Source organism: Halolamina litorea (assembly GCF_026616205.1).
Classification (GTDB): Archaea; Halobacteriota; Halobacteria; order Halobacteriales; family Haloferacaceae; genus Halolamina; species Halolamina litorea.
The window spans coordinates 547,662-572,016 of the sequence record NZ_JANHGR010000002.1 but is presented as its reverse complement, the minus strand read 5'-3'; the positions used below and the strand labels follow the sequence as shown (position 1 = coordinate 572,016).

The window sequence follows — 24,355 nt, the reverse complement described above, 5'->3', positions numbered from 1 at the left end:
TCCGGGATAACGGTTGGCGCCGCGTTGCCCGGACCCTATCGCGGGTGAATGAGCCGTGTAACAATACGGAAATCACGCCTACGAGTCGATGCATATGTCGACAACAACGAACGAGCAGTCCCCGGCGGAGGCTCGCTGAGATGGCGACCAGAGCACAGCAGTGGTGGGACGGCATCGGCATCGCCGGCGCGATCATCCTCGGGATCGTCCTGTTTTTCTTCCCGGAGCCGGCCACGTCGGTCCTCGGCGTGATCATCATCGTTGCGGCCGCGCTGATCTGGTTCGGCGTGGACGTGTGGGAGGAACGTGACCTGGTCCGGAGAGAAGCCGAGGAGACCGACGACTGAGTCACAGGGGCGCCCGCAGCCGGGAGGCCGGAGCGCCCGGAGTTTTGTTCCCCCCGCCCGCAGGGGGAGCCATGAGCGAGCACGGGAACGACGGCGAGCACAGCCACGATCACGACCACGGCGAGCCCGGCACCCACGAGCACCACCACCACGACCGCGACGAACTCGGCGTGTCGATCCTCACGGTCTCCTCCTCGCGGAGCCTCGACGACGACGCCGCGGGCGACCGGATCGCGTCGGCGATGCAGGACGCGGGCCACGAGGTCGCCACCCGGGATCTGGTCCCCGATGACTACGACGCCGTTCAGGGCACGGTCGAGCGGTTCGTCGACCGGAAGGACACGGATATCGTCGTCACCACCGGCGGCACCGGCGTCACGCCCGACGACGTGACCGTCGAGGCCGTCAAGCCGCTGCTGGCGAAGGAACTGCCCGGTTTCGGCGAACTGTTCCGGCAGCGCTCCTACGAGGAGATCGGCACGATGGTCGTCGCCACGCGAGCGACCGCGGGCGTCGCCGATGGCGTCCCGGTCTTCTGTCTCCCGGGCAGCGAGAACGCCGCCGCGCTGGGCGCAGAGCTGATCGTCTCCACGGCCGGCCACCTGGCGGGGCTTGCGGGTCGGGACGAGGACGGCCACAGCCACGGCGAAGGCGAGCACAAACACGGCGACCACGACCACAGCCACGGCGACGACGGCCACGACCACTGAGGCTCGCCCCGGACCGACAGAATCACGTCCCGCCCACGGGAACGGCCTCCAAGAATGTTCGAGAAGGTGCTCGTCGCTAACCGCGGCGAAATCGCGGTGCGAGTCATGCGCGCCTGTGAGGAACTCGGCGTCGACACCGTCGCCGTCTACTCGGAGGCCGACAAACACGGCGGCCACGTCCGCCACGCCGACGAGGCGTACAACGTCGGCCCCGCCCGTGCAGCAGACTCCTACCTCGACCACGAGGCCGTGATCGAGGCCGCCGAGAAGGCCGGCGCCGACGCGATCCACCCCGGCTACGGCTTCCTCGCGGAGAACGCCGAGTTCGCCGGCACGGTCGAGGCCCACGACGACATCACGTGGGTCGGCCCGGCCGCCGACGCGATGGAGCAACTCGGCGAGAAGACGAAGGCCCGCCAGACGATGAACGAGGCCGACGTGCCCATCGTTCCCGGGACGACCGAACCCGCCGAGAGCGCCGAGGAAGTGAAGCAGTTCGGCGACGAGTACGGCTACCCCGTCGCCATCAAGGCCGAGGGCGGCGGCGGCGGCCGCGGGATGAAGATCGTCGAGAGCGCCGACGAGGCGGAAAGCCAGTTCGAGAGCGCCAAACGCGAGGGCGAGGCGTACTTCGACAACGCGAACGTCTACCTCGAGCGCTATCTGGAGAACCCTCGGCACATCGAGGTCCAGATCCTCGCCGACGAGCACGGCAACGTCCGGCACCTCGGCGAGCGTGACTGCTCGCTCCAGCGGCGTCACCAGAAGGTGATCGAGGAGGGACCGAGCCCCGCACTCACCGACGAACTCCGCGAGGAGATCGGCGCGGCCGCCCGCCGCGGCGCCGACGCCGCCGGCTACTACAACGCCGGCACCTTCGAGTTCCTCGTCGAGGAGGAGGACCGCGACGCCGACGCCGGCGAACTGCTCGGCCCCGACGCGAACTTCTACTTCCTCGAGGTCAACACCCGGATCCAGGTCGAACACACTGTCACGGAGGAACTGACGGGCATCGACATCGTGAAGTGGCAGCTACGGGTCGCCGCCGGCGAGGAACTCGACTTCGCACAGGAGGAGGTCGACCTCTCGGGCCACGCGATGGAGTTCCGGATCAACGCCGAGAACGCCGCCCAGGAGTTCCAGCCCGCCACCGGCGGCACCCTCACGACGTACGACCCGCCGGGCGGCATCGGCGTCCGGATGGACGACGCGCTCTCGCAGGGCGACGACCTGGTGACCGACTACGACTCGATGATCGCGAAGCTGATCGTCCACGGCAGCGACCGCGAGGAGTGTATCGCCCGCTCGAAGCGGGCCCTCGCGGAGTACGACATCGAGGGCGTCGTCACCATCGTCCCGTTCCACCGCCTGATGCTCGAGGACGACGCGTTCGTCGCCGGCGAGCACACCACGAAGTACCTCGACAACGAACTCGACCCGGCCCGGATCGAGGCGGCACAGGAGAAGTGGGGCACCGAGGATACCGGCGGGGAAAGCGACGACGGCGAGAGCACCCAGCGGGAGTTCACCGTCGAGGTCAACGGCAAGCGCTTCGAAGTGAACCTCGAAGAGGAGGGCGCCCCCGCGATCCCGACGCCCGAGACGAGCAGCGGCGGCCGCTCGCGGCCCCCGCAGGCCGGCAGCAGCGACGACGGCGCCGGCGACGACGGCCCGGAGGTCCCGGAGGGCGGCGAGTCCGTCGCCGTCGACATGCAGGGCACCGTCCTCTCCGTCGACGTCGAGGTGGGCGACGAGGTCGCGCCGGGTGACACCGTCGCGGTGCTCGAAGCGATGAAGATGGAGAACGACATCGACGCCGAGCGCGGCGGCACGGTCTCGCAGGTCCTCGTCTCCGAGGGCGAGAGCGTCGACATGGGCGACGTGCTGGTCGTCCTGGAGTAGACCGGCTACGAGTCGGCGTCTTCCCGATCCGGCACTCGCTCGGCGGCGTCGGTGACGGCCGGGACCGAGCCGTCAACGGTTCCGTTTCTGACCGCGCTTCCCAGCCCTTCTCGTGCGATAGTCGCCCCGGCAGCCGCGACCGTGTCGACGGCGTCGATAGCACGGATCAGTCGCGGATCGACCCGGTCACCCAGCGAGTCCTCGACCCGTCCGAGTTCGTCGGCGAGCGCCTCGCGAGCAGCCAGCGCGCGGTGGGCCTCCCGTGCCGGCCCGTCGTCGAGCACGACGGCGACGGCGTCCTCGACGACCTCGACGGCCAAGCTGACCGAGTCCGTGAGCGTGGCCGCCCCCTCGGCCCCCGCCGCCGCAGCGAGATCCTCGGCTGCCTCGGCGACCGTCGCGAGCGAGCGGGCGGTCTCCCGGAGCTCGAACAGCGTCGTTCGGTCGACCCCCAGCGTGTCGAGTTCGTCGAGGCGGGTCAGCCCCCGCCGGAACGACCGCTCGACGGCCGCCCGGATGCGGTCGGGTTGGCCGTCCTCGACGGTGACGCCCTCCTCGCCCGCCCGGATCGCCTCAGCCGCACGCCGGACCGAGGAGAGGGCGACGAACTGTAGCTGTCGGACCGACTGTTGGATCGAGAGTTCGGCCGGGTCGAGCAGGCAGCGGACGGTCAGTGCCTCCGCGCTCGCCGCGTCCACGGTGAGACCAGATCGGGCCCGGGCCGTGGACTCGACGGCGCGACGCTGGTCCTCCCGGAGCGTGTTCTCGGCCCGGAACGTGACGCTGGCTGCGCCAGCAGCGTAGGCGGCCTGAAGCGTCCGGCGCAGGCTCTCGGGCGTGCAGTCGTCGACGACGCGGACCGTCGGCGACACGCCGTCCTCGGCGGGGAGCCCGTCGGGCTGGATCGTCAGCACGTCCTCGACGTGGCCGTGCACGTCGACGGTGTCGCCGGCGTCGAGGCCGTGGCGGTCGGCCCACTCCTTCGGGAGCGAGACGGTGATCGTCCCCCCACCGACGCGCTGGAGTTTACGCGTCTCCACCCGCGATCACCCGAACTTCCCGCTGATGTAGTCCTCGACGCGCTGGCTCTTCGGGTCCTCGAACACCTGATCGGTGGCGCCGTACTCGACGAGTTCGCCGCCGGTGAGGAAGACGGCGGTCTGGTCGGAGATGCGGGCTGCCTGCTGCATGTTGTGGGTGACGACGACCACGGTGTACTGCTCCCGGAGGTCGTCGATCAGATCCTCGATCTTCGCGGTCGCCACCGGGTCGAGCGCCGACGCGGGCTCGTCCATGAGCAGCACGTCGGGGTCGGTGGTGAGCGCCCGAGCGATGCAGAGTCGCTGCTGTTGCCCGCCCGAGAGGCCGAGGGCGTTGTCGTCGAGTCGCCCCGAGACCTCCTCCCAGAGGGCGGCCTGCCGGAGCGCGCGCTCGACCAGTTCGGCCTCCTCCTCGGTGTCGTCGCGGCCGAGCAGCCGCGCGAGCAGGCCGGTGTCGAGGTCGCCGTGCTTGCGCGGGCCGTAGGAGACGTTGTCCCGGATCGACTTCGGGAAGGGGTTGGGCTGCTGGAACACCATCCCGATGCGCTTGCGCAGCGAGACGAGGTCCGTGTCGTCGTCGTAGATCTCCTCGCCGTCGAGTCGGACCGAGCCGTCGACGCGGGCGACGCGGATTCGGTCGTTCATCCGGTTCAGACACCGGAGGAACGTCGACTTCCCACAACCGGAGGGGCCGATCAGCGCGGTGACGCTGTTCTCGGGGATCTCCATCGAGACGCCGTCCAGCGCGTGGTCGTCGCCGTAGAACACGTCCAAGTCCGAGACGCTGAGTTTGGGCTCGCCCTCGAAGGCGTAGTCGCGCCACGACTCCTGGACCTGTTCTTCGGTCTCGCCGGCGGCCGTCGTCGACGGCGAGGCCGGGTCGGTCCCGGCGTCGGCCGCGGCGTCGATGCTGTCGTCGGTGGTCTGTGTTGACTTACTCATCGCTGAATCTTCCGTCGGAAGTACTGTCGCGCGGCGATACCGATCGCGTAGAAGCTGAGGACGACCACCAGCAACACCAGCGCGGTCGCCCAGCGGAAGGCGTCGGCGTCGCCGACGTTGCCCGAGGCGCCCACGCCGGCAGTGATCAGGGCATAGAGCTGGTAGGGCAGCGCCGAGGTCGCCTGCAGCAGTTCTGGGTTCGAGACGAACGGCGGGGCGGCGGTGAACTGGAAGCCGCCGATCACGTCGACGGTCTGGCTGCCGGGGACGAACACCCCGCCAGCCATCGTCAGCAGGATCGGGGCCGTCTCGCCGGCGATCCGGCCGACGCCGAGGATGACGCCCGTGACGACGCCCGGCGCGGCCGCCGGGAGGACGACGCTGCGGATCGTCTGCCACTTCGAAACGCCGAGCGCCGCGCTGGCGTCGCGGTACTCGTCGGGCACCGAGAGCATCGCCTCGCGGCTGGTGATGATCACCAGCGGCAGCAGCATGAACCCGAGCGTGATCGCACCGGCGAGCAGCGACTTCTGGTTGCCAAAGCGCGGCACGAGGAAGGCGAAGCCGAACAGGCCGAAGACGATGCTGGGGGTGCTCCAGAGGCCGTTCGTGGCGACCTCGACGACCTGCGTGAACCGGCCCTGCGGCGCGTATTCGGTGAGGAACACCGCGGCACCGACGCCGAGGGGGACCGCCAGCAGCACCGCACCGACGACCAGCCAGATCGTGCCGACGATGGCCGGGAGCACGCCGTTGACGTCGTTCATCAGCGCGACGCCGTTCATCGCGAAGGGGACGTCGACCGGCAGCGCCACGCCGAAGACGTCAGGGCCGACGCCGAGGCCGACGGCGGCGCCACGGAACAGCCCGGGAAGCCCCTTGTAGACGACGAAGGCGACCAGGACCAGCAGCACGCCGATGATGGCGCTGGCGTTGAGATAGACGAGCAGGTAGGCGCCGGCGTGGCGGCCGCGGGCGCCGAAGCCGCGGGAGGCGACTGCGGCGGCCCAGCCGCCGAGCAGGGCACAGGTCAGCGTCGCCGTCGGGACGATGATGCCCGCGGTGAGCGAGGCCTGTTGCTCCCAGCCGAGCGACCACGCCCACTCGGGCCCGATGATTCCGGAGAGGAACACCAGCCCGACCAGCGCGGTCAGTACGCCGGGAGCGAGCGTCGTCCCGACGTCGCCGCGCGGGAGCACCGTCGCCGCGAGGCACGCGAACCCCGTCAGGAGCGTGACGGCGAAGACGGAGGCCCCCGAGAGGCCGAGCACGACGCCCCCGAGGACGCCGCCGACGGTCGCGCCGACGGCGCCGAGTAGGAGTCCGACGGTCACGCCGGCGCTCGGCCGCGGGTCGGTCACGGTGTAGCCGGTCCGGGAGGCGACTCCCAGCCCGACGACCGCGCCGCCGACCAGCAGGAGCGTGCTGCCGATGACCGTCAGGGCAGGGACGCCCGCGATGGGGTCGGTCAGGCTGATCTGGCCGAACAGCGCGGCCAGCGCCGCGACGAACAGCAGCGTACAGAGGGCAACGGTGACGCCGGCGAACGTGCGGGTGCGGTCGGTCGTGTCGACGCTGAGTGACGGCTGGGTCGCGCCCGCCATCACTCCTCACCCCCGAGCTGTCGCTTCATGCGGGCCTCGATGTACTGTGAGGTGATCGAGAGCGCGAGCACCGTCACGAACAGGATCGCGCCGGCGACGAACAGGGCGCTCATCTGGAGGCCGTCGGCGTCGCCGTAGCGGGCCGCGATCAGCGAGGTCAGCGTCTCCTGTCCGTAGAAGACGTTGAACAGCGGCTCGGTGAGCCGGGGGACTCCCCGGAGCATCACCGTCGCGGCCATCGTCTCGCCGATCGCCCGGCCCACACCGAGCAGGACGGCCGCGGAGACGCCGGAGAACGCCGCGGGGAGGGTGATCGAGGTCATGGTCTGCCAGTCGGTCGTCCCCATCGCGAGCGAGCCCTGCTTCATGGACTCCGGGACGGCGTCGATGGCGTCCTCGGCGACGGAGACGACCGTCGGTAGCGCCATCAGGCCGACGACGATGCCGACGAACAGGTACGTTCCCTGCCCGACGATGCGGAACTGGTCGGAGGCCCACGGGCTGAGGACCGTGAAGCCGATGAAGCCGTAGACGATCGAGGGGATCCCCGCGAGGATCTCGATGCCCGGCTTGACGAACTCACGGACCGTCGGCGGCGCGATCTCGGAGACGAACAGCGCGGCGGCGATGCCCAGCGGCGCCGCGACCGCGGTCGCGATCAGCGTCACCAGCACGGTACCGTGGATCAGCGGCACCATCGAGAAGCGGTTCGGCTGTGACACCGGCGACCAGACGGTCTCGGTGAGGAGTCGCAGTCCCGGGATCGGGATCCCGAACGCCTCGACGGTGGCGTAGTTGATCACCGGGATCGCCTCGGCGATGATGAACACCGCGATCAGCAACAACACCAGCACCGTGAGGACCGTCGCGGTCAGGGCCAGCGTCTTCGCGGTGAGCGCCTCGTAGCGCCACCAGCCGTAGCCGGTGGCGACGCCCGCGGCGACCAGCGGGACCGCCGTCAGCGGGGAGACCAGCAGGAACCCGGCGAGCCCCGCGAGGAGCCCCAAAGCGATGACGGCGACGGCCAACAGCGCGTCGGCCGGCGTCGTGGCGACGAACTCCCGCCAGCGCCGGGACAGCCGCGTCAGTTCGGTTCGGCTTCTGTCGAGCAGGTGTGCCATAGATAAAAATGGAGTACCGCGGGTCCGATCAGGCCTGGTCGGGCAGCTTCGACTTCTCGTTCTCGATGTCCTTGGTCGGCAGCGGGATGTAGTTGTTCGACTCGACGAAGACGGTCTGGCCGAACGTCGTCAGGAACATGTTGATGAACGCGGCCTCCCGCATGTCCGTGCCGTTGGGCTCGTCGTCGGTGATCAGCGTGTACTGGTGGAGGTCGCGGTTCAGCGGGTAGGCGCTGTCGAAGATGGTGTTCTCGGCGTCGCGGTCGGGCTCGTAGAGCGTCCCCTCGAAGTTGATCCCGATCGGGAGCACGCCGTTGCCCGTGAACGCGAGCGCCATGTAGGCGATGGCCCCCTCGTTCTGCTGGACGGCCTGTGCGACCTGCTGGTTCTGGCCGAAGCGGGTGTCGACGCCGTCCATCGAGGCGTCGGCGCTCCCGAGCATGTTCAGGCGGAACGCGGTGTCGGTACCCGAGCCCTCGGCGCGGCCGATGGCGTAGATCTCCTGGTCGGGGCCACCGACCTCGCTCCAGTTGGTGATGTCGCCCTGGTAGATGCCGCGGACCTCCTCACCGGTCAGCTGTTCGACGCCGGCGTCGTAGATGTCGCTGCTGACGACGACCGGCTGGCCGTCGCGGCCGACGACGTGGTCGACGAACTGCTCTTTGGCCTCGGACTCGCTGATGCCGAGTTCGGCCGTGATCGGGCCCGAGGAGTTCCCGATGTCGACGAGCCCGTCCCGGACCGACTCACAGCCGGTCCCGGAGTGGCTCAGGCCGATGCTGGCCGCGAAGGGCGGGTTCGCCTGCTTCTCGGTCGGCTCGAAGCCGTAGCGGCTGGCGAAGTAGTCGGCGAGTCGCATGTCCGTGTCGATCTCGTCCCAGCCGGGGACGGTGTTCTCGTCGTTGGAGCCCCAGTACTCGCCGTCGCTGGGCGGCGCGTTCGAGGCCCAGTAGGAGGCGCCGGTGTTGGCGATCGGGTAGACCGTCGACGACCCCTCGGCGGTCAGCATCGTCGGCGAGGAGTCACCGCCGTCGTCGCCGGAGCTGCCGGAGTCGGTGTCGTCGGAACCGCCCTCGTTTCCCGCCTCGGTGTCGGTCCCGCTCCCGCCCGAACAGCCCGCGAGCCCCGCGGCGCCGACGGCGCCCGAAGCCGCGATGAACTGTCGCCGCGATACGATCGTGTCTCCGCCTGCGTCCTTGGACATCAACTGAGTCGTCGGAGTAGCACCTAAAGGCCGTTTATAATAGGCGACTATGAGGCCTCAGAACGCCCGATATACGGAGATACGAGAACTGTCACCTCCCCATCGATCGGTGGGCGTACGGTGGGCTATATAGCGGTACTGTTGGGTATGCCCCAGAACCGACCCAGAAGCCCGTAGCGTGCCGAAAAAGGTATCTCCGAGGCTCGACAGTCGGCGCACATGGACGGGACACGCGACGGCGTGACGAACCGGGACGGCGACGACGCGCTCGACGGCCTCCCACTCGAAACGGCGATCGAGCGTGCTGCCGGCGACGACGACCGTGAGACAGTCGAGTCGGCCCTCCGGCTCGCCGCCGATGAGGAGACCGTCAGTTGGGAGGCCGTGGAGGCGGAGTTGGCGACGGTGTCGAAAGTCGTCGCCACCCCCGAGACGCGACTCGAACTCGCGACTGCGGCCGTCGACGACGCACACGAGGCCGCGGCGGGCGTCGCCGACGAGCCGACCGTCGTTCGCCGGCTCGGCGCGCTGGACGACCGGCTCGCCACCGTCTCCGAGAGCGTGTCGGAGCTGGCGCCGGCGCTGAGCGACGTCGCCGACCGAACCGGCGAGCCGGGCGAACTCTACGGCGTGGCCGCCGACCTCCGGCAGCTCAGGGAGCGGGCCAACGACCAGCAGATCGCCGCCGACGAACTCATCGACGAGGCCGAGACGGTGGAGGCGTGGCTGGAGAGCGCCGACCGGCGCCGTCGGGAGTTCAGCTCGGACCTCGACGCGCTGGCCTCGACGATCGACGGCACCGAGACGGCGCTAAAGCGACTCGACGGCGACGCCGACTACGGCGACGCGACGGGCGACGGCGATGGAGCGGCCATCGACGCCGCCGCGAGCCACGTCGTGAGCGGCCTGCTGATCGCGGACCTCCGTGCCGAACTCTCGACGCTGCGTGACTGGCCCGGGGACGATGGGGTGGACTGGGAGGAACCGGCAGACCGCCTCGATCGGCTGGCGACGCGGCGAGAGGCACTCGGCGAGCGGGTCGAGGCGACGGCAGGGGAGACGGTGGCCGACCTCGAAGCGGCAGTCGGGGAGACCGAACCGCCGGTGGCGTGGGAGCGGGTTCGGGCGGCGATCAACGACTACCGGCCGGCGCGGTAACGCGCCGCCGGCGGGCGGATCGTTTCGCCGCTGGCGGCCCGAGCGTCCTCCGGGCTCTGGCTCGGCCGCGTCGGGGATGGTTCCGCTCGTCGCTCTGTTCGCTGGTAACGGCGACCGCCGCCTACCACGTGATCGTGGCGGGGGCCCTCGTCTCGGTGCTGATCCTGCTGCTCGATGCCTCGAACGTCGCGTACTCTACGCGAACCGCGAGAAGTACGTGCCGGGGTTCACGGGTCGGTTCCCGCCGGCGTCGCCGTCACTCCGTCGGTGCCAACTCCACCTTCGTCAGGTCCCGGTCGAGTTTGCAGGTCTCGTGGGGCGGGTCGCCGACGACTTCCTGGATCTGGTACTCGGCGTCGAAGTCGGCGCCCAGCGGCACGCAGAACGGGTGGGAGGGGCACTCCGTATGAGGACACTCGCCCGCGAGTTTGGCTTTGCTGCCGGAGTAGGCGGACTTCGAGGGGACGTTCGCGGGCACCGGTGCCGGTTCGACCTCGACGGCGCGGACGCCCACGTCGTGGACCGCACAGTCGAGCACTTGGGTGTTCTCCCGGACGTCGGTGACCCGGTAGCGGGTCCCCTCGGTGAGGTTCAGACACTGGCTCCGGTACGGGCAGCCCTCACAGGCCGACGATTCGCTCTGGTAGACGAACTCCTCGCCGGGTTCGGCGAGGCGAGCGCCGACGAGGGTGACGGTAGACATAGTTGTCAGTAGCCACGCGGCGGGGTTAAGGCTCCCGCCCGCCGCCCAGCGGACGGCTCAAGCGTCCCGGCCGGTCAGCGCGTCGAGTTCCTCGAGGAAGCCGTCACGGGGGTGGCGGTAGGCGGCGCGGTAGTCGACCTCGCCGGCCGCGAACCGTTCGGCCACCTCGACGGCGGCGTCGACGGCGGCGTCGCGGTCCTCGCGGGTCTCGTTGGCCAGTTCGACCTCGGGTTCGGCGAAGAGGGTCGCGTGCCACTGCTCGGTCCGGTACTGGCCCGCGCCGGGGCGGTTCGCCCGCGAGCCGTTGGTGACGTAGATGGTCGGGAGACACGGCGCCGGGAACGCGTCGGCGTCGAACACGTCCGGGCGGTAGGCGAGGATGACGCGGCCGCCGGGCTGTTCGTTCCAGACGGTCCACGACTCCGGCAGGGCGTCCAGTCCCATACGCTCCCGTCGGCGCGCCGGCGGGATAGACCCCTCGCTCGCCGTCGGCGCCGGTGGCCGTCGACGCCCCGCCGGCGCCCCCAACGCCCACGGGCCGCGGCCCGAACCACCATACTGCTCCCGACCGACCCTCCGGCATGGAGACTGCGCTCTGGTGGGTCCGCAACGACGCCCGCCTGCACGACAACGCCGCCCTCGCGGCCGCCGCCGACGCCGACCGACTGCTCCCGGTGTACGTCGTCGACCCGCGGGGCTACGGCGAGCAGCCCTACGACGGCCGGAACTCCTTCGACTTCGAGAAGACCGGGGCGTTCCGCACGCGGTTCCTGCAGGAGACCGTCGACGACCTCCGCGGCTCGCTGGACGACGCCGGCTCCGCCCTGCTCGTCCGCGAGGGCCGTCCCGACGACGTGCTCCCCGAGGTCGCCGACGCCGTCGACGCTGACGCGGTCCACTTCCAAGCGCTGCCGGCGCCCGAGGAGCGCGACGCCGCGGGCGCGGTCGTGAGCGCGCTCTCGGACGCGGGCGTCACCACTCGGAGCCACTGGACCCACACGCTACACCACGTCGCCGACCTCCCGGACAGGATTTCGGGCATCGACGACACGTTCACGCCGTTCCGGCAGTCCGTCGAGCGCGACAGCCGCGTCCGGGACCCGGTCCCCGAACCCGATCTCCCCGAGACGCCGGACCTCGCGCGCCTCGATGGCGTCGACGACTCTGGGAGCGACCTCGGCTCGTTCCCGACGCTCAACGAACTGGGCCTCCCTGAGCCGGCACACGACGACCGCGGCGTGCTCGCGTTCGAGGGCGGTGAGGCGGCCGGGCTCGACCGGCTGGATCACTACCTCTGGGAGGGCGACCACCTCCGGGAGTACAAACAGACCCGGAACGGGATGCTCGGCCCGGACTACTCCTCGAAGCTCTCGCCGTGGCTCAACGCCGGCTGTCTCTCGCCGCGGCGGGTCGCCGCCGAGGTCGAGGAGTACGAGGCCGAGCGGGTCTCGAACGACTCCACCTACTGGCTGCTGTTCGAACTGCGCTGGCGGGACTTCATGGCGTTCCAGACGGCCAAACACGGCGGGCAGTTCTTCAGCCTCGGCGGCATCCGCGAGCGCGACGACATCGACTGGCAGCGCCCCGACCACGACCCGGCCGCCCGCGAACAGTTCGAACGCTGGGCGCGCGGCGAGACGGGCATCCCCTTTGTCGACGCCACCATGCGCGAACTCAACGCGACGGGCTACATGAGCAACCGCGGCCGACAGAACGCCGCCTCCTTCCTCGCCAACAGCCTGCGGGTCGACTGGCGCCGCGGCGCCGCCTACTTCGAGACGCGGCTCATCGACTACGCCCCGGGGTCGAACTACGGCAACTGGGCCTACATCGCCGGCGTCGGCAACGACAGCCGGAACAGCTACTTCGACGTCGTCGGGCAAGCGAAGAAGTACGACAGCGACGGCGAGTACGTTACCCACTGGCTGCCGGAACTGGAGCCGCTACCGGCCGCACAGGTCCACGAGCCGTGGGAGCTGAACCGGGCGACACAGGCGGAGTACGGCGTCGTGCTGGGCGAGGACTACCCCGAGCCGATGGTCGACCTCGACGCGACCTACGAGAAGTTCCACTAGAGGACGCCGGCGTCGGCCAGCCACGACCCGAGCGTGAGGCCGACGGCGACGAGCGCGGCCAAGCGAGCGACCGACCGCGCCGACTTGCTCGTGAACCCGTGGTAACAGAGCCCGAGCGGCACCGCCACGACGCCGTAGGCGATCGGATCCGGGAGGTCGGGGGTGGCCCACAACAGGCCGGTGAGGGTCACCGCGCCGAGGAGGAACGCGCCGATGCGGTCCCACTGGAACGACCGGTGGTCCATCGTCGGCGCCGATGGCCGCCGCCGCGAAAAGTGCCCGGCCCACAGTTCCAAACCGATGGGGTGTGTCGGGTCGGTATGCGAACGACGAGCCTGCTTGCGGTCGCGACGCTGATCGTCCTCGCGGGCTGTACCGGATCGGTGCCCGGCGGCGTGGCGGACACGACCGAGGCCGACGGATCGAGCCTCCACGTCTACGTGAGCGACGATCCGGGCGCGATCGACCGGTTCGAACACGTGAACGTGACGATCACCCAACTGTCGGTTCGGTCGGCGACGGCACCCGACGAACACGACGACGACGGACGCCATCGACACCGCCACCGGGGGAACTGGACCAGCTACGACCTGAACGCGACGACGGTCGATCTGACCGAACTCCGCGGGGCGAACGCGTCGCTGTTGCACGCGGTTGGCGTCCCGGCCGGCGAGTACGACGCCGTCTCGGTGACCGTCGCGGACGTGAACGCCACGCTGGAAGGGGGCGAGTCCGCGGACGTGGTGCTCCCGGACGAGCGACTGACCGTCCGGAAGCCGTTCACCGTCGGCGGGGACGAGTCGACCGCGTTCGTCGTCGACGCCGTCGTCCGAGAGCGCGACGGCGGCTACGTGCTCGTCCCCAACGTCGAGCGTTCCGGCACGGACGTGGAACTGCGCCCGCGCGGGGACTGTGACTGCTGTCACGGCCACGGGAGCGGTGGGAACGAAACGCACCACGGCGGGGGCTGGTCGCACCACGGCGACCACAGCGGCACCGACACGCACCACGGATCGGGAGAGAACTGCCGGTAGGTGAGAGCATCCGACGCGTCGGAAGAGGAGACGCCGACGGCCGCGGAAGCGAGGGTCGGTTACCCGGTGAGCGCGTCGGTATCGAGGGTGGTCGCCCGTTCGCGGATCGACTCGTACTGCTCGTGGTAGTTGGCGACGGCCTCGGGGCGGTCGTTGCTCAGGACGCCGACCACGGCGCCGCCCTCGTGGACGGTGATGCCGGCGTGTTCCATCGACGGCCCGTTCAGCAGCCAGAGCGCGTAGGGCAGTTCCTCGTCGGTCACGAACACCTCGACGTTGTCGGCGGCGAAGAAATCGGCGACGCCCGCGCGGGCGGCCGTACTCCGCTTGAGGGAGTCGAGTGTGGCCGCCGTCACGATGATTTCGACCGACAGCCCCTCGTCGAAGACGGCGTCCTCCAGCATCGAGGCGTAGTTTGTCTTCACGACCGGCGCGAACCCGCGGAGCGTCTCGGCCTCGGGTAGCCGGGAGAGCACCTCCGTGAGCGCGGCCTCGGGGAGCGACGGGTCGGCGTAGGTCACCGTGCCGCCGTCGAGGATCTCGGTGCTGATCGGTGCGTCGTCCGGGATGGAGGCGAGCAACGGCTCGGCGGCCCCGAGCGTGTCGGTCACCTCCCGGTAGCCGTTGTGGGTTTCGAGTGCCAACTGGCCGGCGTGTGTCGGCTCGAACCGGCCGCCGACCTGTCGGACGAGCCCCGCCTCGGTCAGGTCGGCGATGGCGCGGTCCACCGTCGAGCGGGAGACCCCGACCGTGTCGACCAGCCCGCGTTTGTCGAGTCGCCCGGCCGAGAGTGCAGCGAGCACGTCACCACGCTTACGGAGGACGTCTCGGACGCGCTTTCCGTCGACGCCGTCGGAGTTCATACCCGGTAGTCGGGAACGCGGTGGTAAATCGGTTTCCCGCCGCGGGAGCCTCAGAACGTCACGAATCCGACACCGAGGGCACGTCGCCAGACCGCTGCCGCGAGTGCGCCGTTGGCGACCGTCGCGACCCACGCGATGTTGAACCGTGAGGAGAGCACCCGTGACGCCGATTCCGGGTCGGTCCCCTGCACCGCGTAGTAGGTGTCGACGTAGAACGCCGTGATGGCGCCGAGCACGACCGCGGCGATGGGGTAGCCGAGTGCGAGCGAGAAGCCGGTAGCCGCGCCGGTGGCGAGCGCGCCCACCTTGACCGAGTCAGCGACGCCCAGCGCCGTCGCGAACGTCTCGATCCCGGCCTGCCGGTCGAAGTGCACGTCGGCCGCCTGGTGGAGCACGTGGTAGCCGAAGCTGTAGCAGGCGACGACGCCGACGGCGACGAGGGTGGCCGGCGCGACCACCCCCGCGACCAACACGGCGACCGGGAGGACGAGCAGGCCGGCGTCGACGCCGGTGGTGACGACGTGGTTCCAGATGCCCCACTCCTTGAACCGCGGCGGGTAGGAGTAGGTGAAGCCGAACGCGATGACGGCGGCCCCCGCGGCCAGCACCCAGCCGCCGGTGCGTGCGGCGACGACGCCGTAGAACGCGACCGCCGCGAGGAGGTAAGCGACGAGGAGGGCCCACGCACCGCGGAGGCCGAGCGTCTCCACCGCGGCAGCGATGGTGCTCTTCTCGGGATTGGCGGCGTCGGCGGCGCGGTCGTGGATGGCGTCGGCGACCGACGCTTGGAGCTTCCCGAACATGGTCGCGAGCGCGTAGCCGCCGGCGGCCAGGAGCGCCGCCGTTCCCGGGGGGCCGCCGGTGTGGACGCCGAGGCCGACCGCGAGCAGTACCGACGCAGCGTTGTAGCCGACGGTGGCGGACAGGCGGCTCACGACCGCGACTGCCCGGAGTCGCTCCCCGTGCCCGCCCGTACCCGATCGGCGCATTCGATGCAACGTCCACGTTTCGGCCGTTAATCCTTGTCCGTTCGGCCGTGCGACGCAACCCCTGCAGAGATCGTCAGTACCTGAAGCGCTCGTCAGGTCGTGAGACCGTCGTCAGGAGCCCCACAGACGGGCGATAGTCGATGTAAAGGGGATCGCTCGTGTCCGTCTGGGTGCGGAAGGAGATCCGCGACGACCGACTCCCGATCACCCCGGATTGGGACGTAATGCGCCGGGGTGTGAGTGGACTCGACGGTCGATGGAGCGTTCGTGGGCACCGGCCGATGGTGGTCGAAGGATGAGCGACCGCTGCGGTGGGACGGTGAGACGTTCCGGAGGACCACGGGTACACGGGAGCGATGTTCGGGGTGGGGGGGGAACGCCGATTCTCCCTACCGGACGGGACAGGGATGGCCCGTCAGACGGCGCCAGCCGGAAGCTGACGACCGTCACGACTTCGATCCGGCGATGCTGAGAGCGATGCGACGGCGTCGAGACGAGCACGCGGGAAGGGACGTCGACGGTGGCGATCGTCAGCCAGCGGAAGGTCTCGGTTCCGTCCGTTCGGGGACGGATGTGGGTCCGAGTGCCGATACCGACGGTCGCCGGCGTCGACACGCTCGTCGGCGGGACGGTCCCCGCGACGCGCGTTCCGGGCCGCTCGAGACTGTCAGAGGCGGCCGCTCGAGACGGTCCCGTGGGTGACGACCGGTCCGGAACGTACAGCCCTCGATACGGCACGGTTCTACCGGGAGAACACTCGTGAGCGCTGCGTCTCGAAGACGGGCGTGACACGAGGCAACGGCTCGCGACCCTTGCTCGCCGCAAGAACGCTCATTCGGGGGGTTTGACTACGGTCGTTCTGCGTTGCGCCACTCCCTGATTCAGAACCCCCGACGACACGTGGCCGCCGCTCGGGACCGTTGCTCGCCGCAGGAATGCTCGGTCGGGGATTTGAACCCCGGTCATCGGCTCGAAAGGCCGAAATGATTGGCCGGACTACACCAACCGAGCGCATCTGAATATGCTCGTCGGGGCTGTATAAAGCCTACTTTTCCGATCGGCCTCGGGAGCCTCTGTCAGGCAGGGGGGAGTCGGGGACGTCTCGGCTTACTTCCCGTCGAAATCCGGCTCCTCGTCGCTCATGAACGCCGCCATGCCGGTCATGAGGTCCTCGGTGTTCATCAGGTGGCCGAACGCCTGGTTCTCGATCTCGAGGCCGGCCTCGGTCGCGTCGCGTCCGGCGAGCATGGCGCGCTTGGTGTACATCTGGGCGATCGGCGGGCCGCCGGCGAGGTCGCGGGCCAACTCCCAGGCGCGGTCGAGGAGTTCGCTGTCCTCGGTGACCTCGTTGACGAAGCCGTAGGACTCCATCTCCTCGGCGCTGTAGCGGTCGGCCGTGAAGATGATCTCCTTGGCGCGCCCCTCGCCGACGATGTGGCGCAGGCGCTGGGTGCCGCCCCAGCCCGGCAGCAGGCCGAGGTTGTGTTCGGGCTGGCCGAGTTCGCTGCGGCGGCTGGCGATGCGCATGTCCGCACAGGTCGCCAGCTCCATCGCGCCGCCGAGGCAGTAGCCGTCGATGCCGGCGACGACCGGCGCGTCGAACGCTTCGAGCTTGCCGAACGTGTCCTGGCCGAGCTTCGAGAGCTCGACCGCCTCAATGGGGTTGCCGCCGCCGCCGGCCATCGACTGTACGTCGGCGCCGGCGGAGAACGCGCGGTCGCCCTCGCCCGTGATCAGGAGCGCGCGAACGTCCTCCTCATCGAGTTCGTCGATCGCCGTCGAGAGCTCCTCGAGCAGCCCGTCGCTGATCGTGTTCATGCGGTGGGGCCGCGATAGTTCGATGTGGCCAACGTGGCCGTCGACCTCGACGTTCAGCGTCTCGTACTCGGGGGCCGTCGACGTCTCGGCGGGGCCGTAGAAGCCGTCGCCGGACTCCGCGAGGTCACGCAGGGTGTCCTCGGCGATGTAGCGGGCCTCGTCGGTCTCCTCGAACAGGTCGTCGAGCGTCTCGACCAGCGGCGCGAGGCCGTAGTCGTCGGCCATCTTCGCCGGGCCGTCGGGGAAGCCGCCGCCCAGCTTCACCGCGCGGTCGATGTCGGCGGGGTCGGCCACGTCCTCGGCGACCAGCCCGGCGACCTCGTTGGCCATCACGGCGAGCAGGCGCTCGTGGACGTCCTCACGGCCGGCGTCGGTCGGGATCTGGACGCCGCCGTTCTCGTAGTTGTAGAAGCCCTGACCGGTCTTCTTCCCGAGTTCCTCCTTCTCGACTTTCTCCGCCAGCAGCGGGCAGGGTCGGTAGGCGTCGCCGAGCTCCTGGTACATGTACTCCAGCACGTGGTAGCCCACGTCGACGCCGACCTGGTCGGCGAGTTCGAACGAGCCCATCGGGAGGCCGATGTCGAACTTCGTCGTGGAGTCGACCTCCTCGATGGTGGCGTCGTCGGCGGAAACGATCCACGCGGCCTCGTTCATCAACGGGACGAGGATGCGGTTGACGATGAAGCCAGGCGAGTCCTTACGGACGCGGACCGGCGTCTTGCCCATCGACTCTGCGAGCGCCTCGATGGTGTCCATCGTCTCGTCGGCGGTGTGGGCGCCGGAGATGACCTCGACGAGCTGCATGCGCACGGGCGGGTTGAAGAAGTGCATCCCGCAGAACTGCTCGGGCCGGTCGCTGACCTCCGAGAGCTCCGTCACCGAGAGGCTGGAGGTGTTGGTGGCGAAGATCGCCTCGGGGGGCGCGTGTTCGACCACGTCGCGGTACACCTGCTTTTTGATGTCCATCTTCTCGGGGACGGCCTCGATGACCACGTCGGCGTCGCCGACCGCCACGTCGAGGTCGACGACGGGCGTGACCCGTTCGAGTGCGCCGTCGGCGTCGGCCTGACTGATCTGGTCCTTCTCGGCCAGTTTGTCGAGGCTCCACTCGATCTGTTCGTAGCCGTTCCGGACGAACTCCTCGTTGATGTCCCGCATCGTCACGTCGTAGCCGGCCAGGGCGGCGACCTCCGCGATGCCGTGGCCCATGTTTCCGGCGCCGAGTACCGCGATCCGCTCGATCTCCTCGATATCCATGCCGCTCCCGTCGGCCGGCCGGTGGTTGAACGTTTCCCTCTGCCGTGTCAGGAACTGTCTCGGGGTTGTTCAGCGTGGTCTCGGCGGGGAGAAGACGGATCACGCCGGGATGGGCCGCGGCGGGCTGGTGACACGGCGCCGGCCGGCGGTCACGGGCGGGAGCCGGTAGCTCTTACCCGGCGGAGGTCCAAGGTTTGCGAGTATGGAGATCGAGGCGGCGACGATGGACGACGCCGACCGGCTGGCGGCGCTGTGGGTCGACCTCGCACGCGACCAGCGCGCACACGGCTCGCACCTGTTGGCCGAACCCAACCGCGGGTCGGTTCGGGAGGGGCTGGCGCGCTCGATCGTCACCGAGGGGGTGTTCGTCGCCCGCCTCAGCGACGGCTCGATCGCCGGCTTCGTCGAGTTCGCCCCCGAGACCGGCGGCTACCGGCAGGACGTTGAACGGGGGCTGATCGAGAACATCTACGTGCGGCCCTCCCACCGCGGCGACGGGGTCGGCGAGGCGCTCTTGGTCGCCGCCGAGGAGGAGTTGATCGCCGCGGGCGCCGAGCGGATCAGCCTCGAAGTGCTGGCCGAGAACGAGGCCGCCCGTCGGTTCTACGAGCGGCAGGGCTACGGCGAGCATCGAGTCGAGATGGAGAAAGCGCCCGAAAGCGACACGCACTCAAAGGAGGACTGAGTAGAGCCGGTCGCGCCTGGAGAGCATGGGTGGTTCATGCACTCGACTTGTAATCGAGACTTCCCGGGTTCGACTCCCGGTCCAGGCTTCCTGCAGGCGTTCTCAGCCGTCGTCGGGTCCGGTGAGTGGCCTGCCGTCCTCGTCGAACGCCAGTGCCCCCCACTGGGCAGTCATCTTCCAGCCCGCGTCGACGAGCGCGTACAGTTTGGTCGTTCGCCCCTTCCAGTGGAACACCTCGCCCGAGGCCTCGTCGATCCAGCGGGTGTCGATGTCCACGACGGCGAACCCGCCGGTCCCGCCGTCGTCGACGGCGACCCGACGGGTCTCCCGGTCGTTGTGGGCGAGTTCGTGCGTGTCGAACAGCGTCTGCCAGTTCTCGCGCCAGCGCTCCCGGTCGTAGCGACCGAACTCGAGGTCCCACTCCTCGGGGTCGTGGTCGTATGCGGTCGGCGGCCACGCCCAGACCATATCCCGGTGGAACAGGTCGAGCAGGGTCTCCACGTCCCGCTCGTCCCACGCGGTCGTCTCGCGGTCGACTGCCGCCCTGATCGCCGCCGCCGGTGACTCGCTCATTGACCACCCTGCACGCAGCGTCGTAATCACTCTTCGGTGGGTGTGGAAGGCGACGACGATGGCGACGACGGAACCCATATCCACGTCCGGTGACAATCCGACCGCATGGCCTACGAACTGTGGCAGCCGTTGTTCGCCGGGCTGTTCCTGTTCATCGCGGGGGGAACGCAGGTATTCGCGCCCTACCAGGCCGCTCGCAAGGCGGCGATGGAGTCCGGTAACGAGGCGGACGTTGCCGAGGAGTGGGAGATCGACGTGGCCCAGATCGCGGGCGGCGTCACCGCGCTCGTGGGGCTGGCGATCCTGGTCCGGGCGGGCGTCCGAGTCACACTCTGAGTCGGCGGGATCGTCGACCGGTGGCCGGTCCTGTCCATCCCGCCCCGATTTCGGGGGGTGAAACCGGCGGCGCCGTGGACTGGTCGCGTCGTCGCCCCGATACTGTTTTGTACTGCGGGGAGCTAATTTCCAGCCGTAATGGGCGAAGTCTGCTCGACGTGCGGGCTGCCTGAGGAACTCTGCGTCTGCGAAGACGTCGCGAAGGAGTCCCAGCAGATCAGCATCCGCATCGACGAGCGCAGGTACGGCAAGGAGGTAACGATCATCGAGGGGTTCGATCCGAAGGACGTGGACGTGGACAGCCTGTCCTCTGACCTGAAGTCCAAGTTCGCGTGTGGCGGAACCGTCGAGGACGGCTCCATCGAACTCCAGGGCAACCACAGCGGCCGCGTGGAGGACTTCCTCCGCGAGAAAGGCTTCAACGTGGCCTGACCTCCCCCGCCGGCCTGACTTTCGAGTATCGCTAGCGGCCGTGCTGACGGCCGCACTTATGGTTTCTCGCGACAAGCACCGAGCGTGCGCAGCGCCGCCGCCATCGTGTTGGTACTGGTCCTCGTCGCACAGCCGGCCGTCGCGCTCTCGGCACCGGGCGCGCCCGCCGGCGTCGACGAGAGCCCCGAGACAGCCGCACCGATGCCCGATGCCGCCACGGCCGCCGTGGCGTCGTCGCCCACCATCAGCGTGGACACCGCTCTCTCGCTGACCCCCGACGACCCGGGCTCGATCGGCGTCGTCCAGACGTTCCGGACGCCCGACGAGGTGAGCGAACTCCGGGTGACCCTCGACGCCGAATCGACGGTCACGGCGACGGTCGGCTTCCAGAGGGTCGACGAGCGAACGTGGGCGTGGGACGGCGAGACCGCCGAACCGCGGCTCCGATACGACAAGGCGGCCAACCGAACCGTTTCGGGGTCCGGCCCGATGGGTGCCGACGGGTCGTACCTCTTCGTTGATACGGGCGAGTGGGCACTCGTCCGCCAGCCGAACGTCCGACTCGAGTGGTGGGCAAGGGATACGGTCGACGTGAACCGGACGACCCGCGTCGACGGCGAGGGCGCCGTCGGCGGGACGATGGCGTTCCTCGGCGCCCACGAACTCCACACGCGGCAGGTGGCCGGACAGGAAATCCGGCTCGTCGTGCCCGCCGCCGCCGACCTCGCCGACCCGCCCGCGACGGTGCTCGACGGACTCGGGAACGCCTCACGGGCGCTACGGGTCGGCGACCGCGACCCGTCGGTGTTCGCCGTCGCCGCGCCGACAGGCGAGGTCGGCTGGGCGGTACAGGGGCTCCAGACCGGCGAAGCCGACTTCTGGGCGCGGGCGAGCCGACCCGTCGACGGCGTCGGCAGCACGTGGCTCCACGAGTACGTCCACACCAGACAGGCGTTTCGGACCACCGAGTCGGCCCGCTGGTTCACCGAGGCCAGCGCGACGTGGTACGCCGCCCTGCTCGGCTACCGGGAGTCGGGGAGCGCCTACCGGGAGTTCTCGCAGTACCTCGCCCGGGGGACCGCGAGGCCCCAGAGCGACTCCGTCCTGACCGACCCGGCGAGCTGGGAGAACAACGCGAACTACTGGAAGGGGGCGCTGGTGAGCGGCGATATCGACCGGCGGATCCGGCTGGCGACAGACGGCGGGGCCACGCTCCAGCGGGTCGTCGCCGCGCTCAACGACCGGACCACGCCAGTGACGAACCGGGACCTGCTCGCCACGGTCGCGGACGTGGCGACGGCCGACCAGCGCGCGGCGGCCGACCGCTACACGGGGACCGACGAGACCCCGGAGGTCTGGAACCAATCGATCCACCGCGACGCGTTCGGCGGCGGGGCCGCGCTCATCCGGGCCGAGGTCGACCCGGCTGGCGACGTGTACGCGACCGGCCCGTACCGCGACCGGGGCGTGAGTCCGCCGGTGACACTCGCGGCCGGTGAGCGGCTCGCGGTCCGAACGACCGTGGAGAACCTCGGCAGCGCCACCGGCGACTACGATATCGGACTCCGCGTCGACGACGCCCCCGTCGCGAGCGACAACGGGACGCTGGCACCCGGCGAGACCGAGACCGTTTCGCTCGTCCACCGGTTCAGCGAACCCGGCCGGTACGTCGTCTCCGTCGGCGGCGAGCGGTTCGAGGTCCGCGTCGGGGAGCCGGCGACGCCGACCGTGACCGACGTGACCGTCGAACCGGCGAGCGTCCAACGCGGGGGGCAGGTGACCGTGATCGCGACGGTGACCAACGACGACGCGGTGCCGGGCAACGCGACCCTCACGTTCGGCCGCAACGGCGAGCAGGTGACGACGCGGACGGTCACCGTCGGCCCGGGCGAGCAAGTGGTCGTCACGAGCGAGGTCACGATGCCCGAAACCGGTTCCCACCACGTCAGCGTCGCGGGGACCGAAATCGACGTACGGGTCGGTGAACGGGCGTCCGACACACCGGACACGACGCGGACGAGCATCCCCGGGTTCGGGGCCGTCGTCGCACTCGTCGCGATCGGGGCGGCGATCGCAGGACGGCGCCGATCCGGGCCGTAGCGGCGGGGCCAAACACCAAGTACGTCGACTGTGTTCGGGGGACAACGCATGTGGGATTTCGACGAAGGGGTCTATCCCGGGGAGTGGAGGGAGGTCGAGTCTCCCGTCAACACGCCGCTGTACGACGTGGTGAGCACCCAAAACGGCCCCGCGGCGGTCGGTGGGAAGGGCAAGGTCATCGGTCGCAAGCCCGACGGCGAGTGGGGCGTACTGATCGAGAACGGCCCCTCGGGCAAGGGCCGGGCGCTCCGGACCGTCGAGACGACCGACGACGGGAAGCGGATCTGGTTCGCCGGCGACGGCAAGAGCATCGGCTACTACGACCTGGAGTCCGGCGAGCGAAACGACTACACGAACGTCGACACGCTGGCGGGGAACCCCGGGTCGGGCAACCTCAGTGGCACCATCGGCGCCCTGACCGTCGCCGGTGACCGCGGCCGCGAGAAGCTCCTGTTCGCCGACACCAGCGGCCTCATCCTCCCGGCGTACATGGACGAGGCCGAGGGGGAGAACAACCTCCAGATGGACTGGAACTTCAGTTCCAGCCCCTCCGGCGACACCGCGATCAAAGCCATCGAGTCGAACACCGCCGGCGTCGGCTACGCCGTCGACAACAACGGCCGCATCTACGAGACGACCGCCGACGAGGGCTGGGAGCAGATCGGCATCTTCGACGCCGACAACTCTATGTACTCCGCCGAGATCGACGGCGAGGTGATCCTCGTCGGCGGCGGCGGCGGCTTCCTCTACGAGCGCGAGGCGGACGGCCGCTGGACGCCACACAACCTCGGTGGGTTCACGGTTCGCGCCATGGCCCGCCGGGACGGCGAGATGCTCGCCGGCGGCGCCGGCAACCTCGTCTACCGCGAGAACAACAGCAAGTGGGGCCGAGTGCCCTGGAACGGCGGCACGACGGTTCGCGGCATCACGTTCGGGAAGGACGGACAGGCCGACGTGGCCGTCTGTAAGAACGGGACGATCATCGAGGGCCACCACGACGATGGCGGGGGCGGCGAGCGAAGCACCGCGACGGCGACCCGGTCGGCTTAGAACGGCGCCGACGGCCCCTCGTCGGGTTCGGCGCGGCCGTCCTCCGCGCCCGACTCTATCGCTCCGTCCCACTCACTCAGCCCGCCGGCCATGCTCTCGACGGGCGCGTCGATCCCCTCGTAGGACTCGATCAGCTTCGCGGCCTGCACGCTCGATTTCCCGTGGGGACAGACGGTGACGACGTGGTCGGCGTCGGTGAGGTCGGCGACGTGCTCGGGGAGCCGACGGAACGGCACGTTCTCGCTGCCGGGGATGTGACCTCGACGGAACGCGACTGGCTCGCGGATATCGACGACCGTCGGCGGCGCGTCGTTTTCCAGCAGATCGGCGACGCGCTCGGGCGAAATCTCGTCCATACCCCCGCTACCGGCCTCGTGGAGTTGAACGCCACGGTCACCCCACGTCGGGAATA

General features: G+C 69.7%; 24 protein-coding genes and 2 tRNA genes. 12 read left to right on the top strand and 14 right to left on the bottom strand.

The window, feature by feature from the left end:
• Positions 1–140: 140 nt before the first annotated feature.
• The 3 genes from NO998_RS13920 (at position 141) to NO998_RS13910 (ending at position 2,959) form a co-directional block, all read left to right on the top strand.
• Positions 141–347 carry a hypothetical protein gene (locus NO998_RS13920; RefSeq protein ID WP_267647879.1) on the top strand — a complete coding sequence of 69 codons (207 nt, stop codon included), beginning with the start codon at positions 141–143 and terminating at the stop codon, positions 345–347.
• 71 nt (positions 348–418) lie between these two features.
• Positions 419–1,057: a MogA/MoaB family molybdenum cofactor biosynthesis protein gene (locus tag NO998_RS13915; RefSeq protein WP_267647878.1), complete on the top strand. Its 639-nt coding sequence runs from the start codon at positions 419–421 to the stop codon at positions 1,055–1,057.
• 54 nt (positions 1,058–1,111) lie between these two features.
• Positions 1,112–2,959, top strand: coding sequence for an acetyl-CoA carboxylase biotin carboxylase subunit (locus tag NO998_RS13910; protein WP_267647877.1), 1,848 nt, complete (start codon positions 1,112–1,114; stop codon positions 2,957–2,959).
• A gap of 5 nt (positions 2,960–2,964) precedes the next feature.
• On the opposite strand, the gene NO998_RS13905 is transcribed toward NO998_RS13910, so the two are convergent.
• From NO998_RS13905 to NO998_RS13885, 5 genes are read right to left on the bottom strand one after another with little or no spacing between them, the layout of a single operon-like run.
• Positions 2,965–3,999 (bottom strand): AbrB/MazE/SpoVT family DNA-binding domain-containing protein, encoded by a 1,035-nt coding sequence (locus NO998_RS13905; RefSeq protein WP_267647876.1) that lies wholly within the window; start codon positions 3,997–3,999, stop codon positions 2,965–2,967.
• Positions 4,000–4,005: 6 nt separating this feature from the next.
• Complete coding sequence (gene pstB / locus NO998_RS13900) at positions 4,006–4,941, bottom strand: phosphate ABC transporter ATP-binding protein PstB (protein ID WP_267647875.1); 936 nt, start codon at positions 4,939–4,941, stop codon at positions 4,006–4,008.
• Positions 4,938–6,545, bottom strand: a complete 1,608-nt coding sequence (gene pstA, locus NO998_RS13895) for a phosphate ABC transporter permease PstA (RefSeq protein WP_267647874.1) — start codon at positions 6,543–6,545, stop codon at positions 4,938–4,940. Before pstA ends, pstB begins: the two co-directional genes overlap by 4 nt.
• Complete coding sequence (pstC, locus tag NO998_RS13890) at positions 6,545–7,666, bottom strand: phosphate ABC transporter permease subunit PstC (RefSeq protein WP_267647873.1); 1,122 nt, start codon at positions 7,664–7,666, stop codon at positions 6,545–6,547. The genes pstA and pstC overlap by 1 nt, the downstream gene beginning before the upstream one ends.
• 28 nt (positions 7,667–7,694) lie before the next feature.
• The gene (locus NO998_RS13885; protein ID WP_267647872.1) at positions 7,695–8,870 is read right to left on the bottom strand and encodes a substrate-binding domain-containing protein; all 1,176 of its coding nucleotides are present in this window, start codon (positions 8,868–8,870) and stop codon (positions 7,695–7,697) included.
• 219 nt (positions 8,871–9,089) lie between these two features.
• Here NO998_RS13885 and NO998_RS13880 point away from each other — a divergent pair, with 219 nt between their 5' ends.
• The gene (locus tag NO998_RS13880) at positions 9,090–10,028 is read left to right on the top strand and encodes a hypothetical protein (protein ID WP_267647871.1); all 939 of its coding nucleotides are present in this window, start codon (positions 9,090–9,092) and stop codon (positions 10,026–10,028) included.
• A 256-nt stretch (positions 10,029–10,284) separates the two neighbouring features.
• Here NO998_RS13880 and NO998_RS13875 read toward each other — a convergent pair whose 3' ends face one another.
• Together NO998_RS13875 and NO998_RS13870 are read right to left on the bottom strand one after the other, a co-directional pair.
• A complete protein-coding gene (locus NO998_RS13875; RefSeq protein ID WP_267647870.1) occupies positions 10,285–10,731 on the bottom strand; it encodes a UPF0179 family protein in 447 nt (148 codons plus the stop codon).
• 57 nt (positions 10,732–10,788) lie between these two features.
• Positions 10,789–11,169, bottom strand: a complete 381-nt coding sequence (locus NO998_RS13870) for a DUF5820 family protein (RefSeq protein ID WP_345781141.1) — start codon at positions 11,167–11,169, stop codon at positions 10,789–10,791.
• A gap of 143 nt (positions 11,170–11,312) precedes the next feature.
• On the opposite strand from NO998_RS13870, the gene NO998_RS13865 reads away from it, so the two are divergent.
• Complete coding sequence (locus NO998_RS13865; protein WP_267647868.1) at positions 11,313–12,806, top strand: DASH family cryptochrome; 1,494 nt, start codon at positions 11,313–11,315, stop codon at positions 12,804–12,806.
• On the opposite strand, the gene NO998_RS13860 is transcribed toward NO998_RS13865, so the two are convergent.
• A complete protein-coding gene (locus NO998_RS13860) occupies positions 12,803–13,051 on the bottom strand; it encodes a hypothetical protein (protein WP_267647867.1) in 249 nt (82 codons plus the stop codon). The genes NO998_RS13865 and NO998_RS13860 overlap by 4 nt on opposite strands.
• Before the next feature lie 75 nt (positions 13,052–13,126).
• On the opposite strand from NO998_RS13860, the gene NO998_RS13855 reads away from it, so the two are divergent.
• Positions 13,127–13,840, top strand: a complete 714-nt coding sequence (locus NO998_RS13855; RefSeq protein WP_267647866.1) for a DUF4382 domain-containing protein — start codon at positions 13,127–13,129, stop codon at positions 13,838–13,840.
• A 59-nt stretch (positions 13,841–13,899) separates the two neighbouring features.
• Here NO998_RS13855 and NO998_RS13850 read toward each other — a convergent pair whose 3' ends face one another.
• The 4 genes from NO998_RS13850 to NO998_RS13835 form a co-directional block, all read right to left on the bottom strand.
• Positions 13,900–14,703, bottom strand: a complete 804-nt coding sequence (locus tag NO998_RS13850; protein WP_267647865.1) for a helix-turn-helix transcriptional regulator — start codon at positions 14,701–14,703, stop codon at positions 13,900–13,902.
• Between the two features lie 50 nt (positions 14,704–14,753).
• Complete coding sequence (locus NO998_RS13845; protein WP_267647864.1) at positions 14,754–15,692, bottom strand: UbiA family prenyltransferase; 939 nt, start codon at positions 15,690–15,692, stop codon at positions 14,754–14,756.
• Positions 15,693–16,628: 936 nt separating this feature from the next.
• Positions 16,629–16,703 (bottom strand) — tRNA-Glu (locus NO998_RS13840).
• A gap of 96 nt (positions 16,704–16,799) precedes the next feature.
• A complete protein-coding gene (locus tag NO998_RS13835; RefSeq protein ID WP_267647863.1) occupies positions 16,800–18,767 on the bottom strand; it encodes a 3-hydroxyacyl-CoA dehydrogenase/enoyl-CoA hydratase family protein in 1,968 nt (655 codons plus the stop codon).
• Positions 18,768–18,969: 202 nt separating this feature from the next.
• Between NO998_RS13835 and NO998_RS13830 the strand changes: the two genes are divergently transcribed.
• Together NO998_RS13830 and NO998_RS13825 are read left to right on the top strand one after the other, a co-directional pair.
• Positions 18,970–19,452: a GNAT family N-acetyltransferase gene (locus NO998_RS13830; RefSeq protein ID WP_267647861.1), complete on the top strand. Its 483-nt coding sequence runs from the start codon at positions 18,970–18,972 to the stop codon at positions 19,450–19,452.
• Between the two features lie 14 nt (positions 19,453–19,466).
• Positions 19,467–19,540 (top strand) — tRNA-Thr (locus NO998_RS13825).
• Between the two features lie 14 nt (positions 19,541–19,554).
• On the opposite strand, the gene NO998_RS13820 is transcribed toward NO998_RS13825, so the two are convergent.
• Positions 19,555–20,025, bottom strand: a complete 471-nt coding sequence (locus NO998_RS13820; protein ID WP_267647859.1) for a Cif family virulence factor — start codon at positions 20,023–20,025, stop codon at positions 19,555–19,557.
• Between the two features lie 105 nt (positions 20,026–20,130).
• Between NO998_RS13820 and NO998_RS13815 the strand changes: the two genes are divergently transcribed.
• From NO998_RS13815 to NO998_RS13800, 4 genes are all read left to right on the top strand, one after another.
• Positions 20,131–20,361, top strand: a complete 231-nt coding sequence (locus tag NO998_RS13815) for a hypothetical protein (protein ID WP_267647857.1) — start codon at positions 20,131–20,133, stop codon at positions 20,359–20,361.
• A 138-nt stretch (positions 20,362–20,499) separates the two neighbouring features.
• Positions 20,500–20,793, top strand: a complete 294-nt coding sequence (gene yciH, locus NO998_RS13810) for a stress response translation initiation inhibitor YciH (RefSeq protein WP_267647856.1) — start codon at positions 20,500–20,502, stop codon at positions 20,791–20,793.
• An 84-nt stretch (positions 20,794–20,877) separates the two neighbouring features.
• Complete coding sequence (locus tag NO998_RS15800; protein WP_267647854.1) at positions 20,878–22,893, top strand: PGF-CTERM sorting domain-containing protein; 2,016 nt, start codon at positions 20,878–20,880, stop codon at positions 22,891–22,893.
• 48 nt (positions 22,894–22,941) lie between these two features.
• The gene (locus NO998_RS13800) at positions 22,942–23,943 is read left to right on the top strand and encodes a beta propeller repeat protein (protein WP_267647852.1); all 1,002 of its coding nucleotides are present in this window, start codon (positions 22,942–22,944) and stop codon (positions 23,941–23,943) included.
• Here the strand turns inward: NO998_RS13800 and NO998_RS13795 are convergent.
• Positions 23,940–24,299, bottom strand: coding sequence for a rhodanese-like domain-containing protein (locus tag NO998_RS13795; protein WP_267647851.1), 360 nt, complete (start codon positions 24,297–24,299; stop codon positions 23,940–23,942). The genes NO998_RS13800 and NO998_RS13795 overlap by 4 nt on opposite strands.
• Positions 24,300–24,355 lie beyond the last annotated feature (56 nt).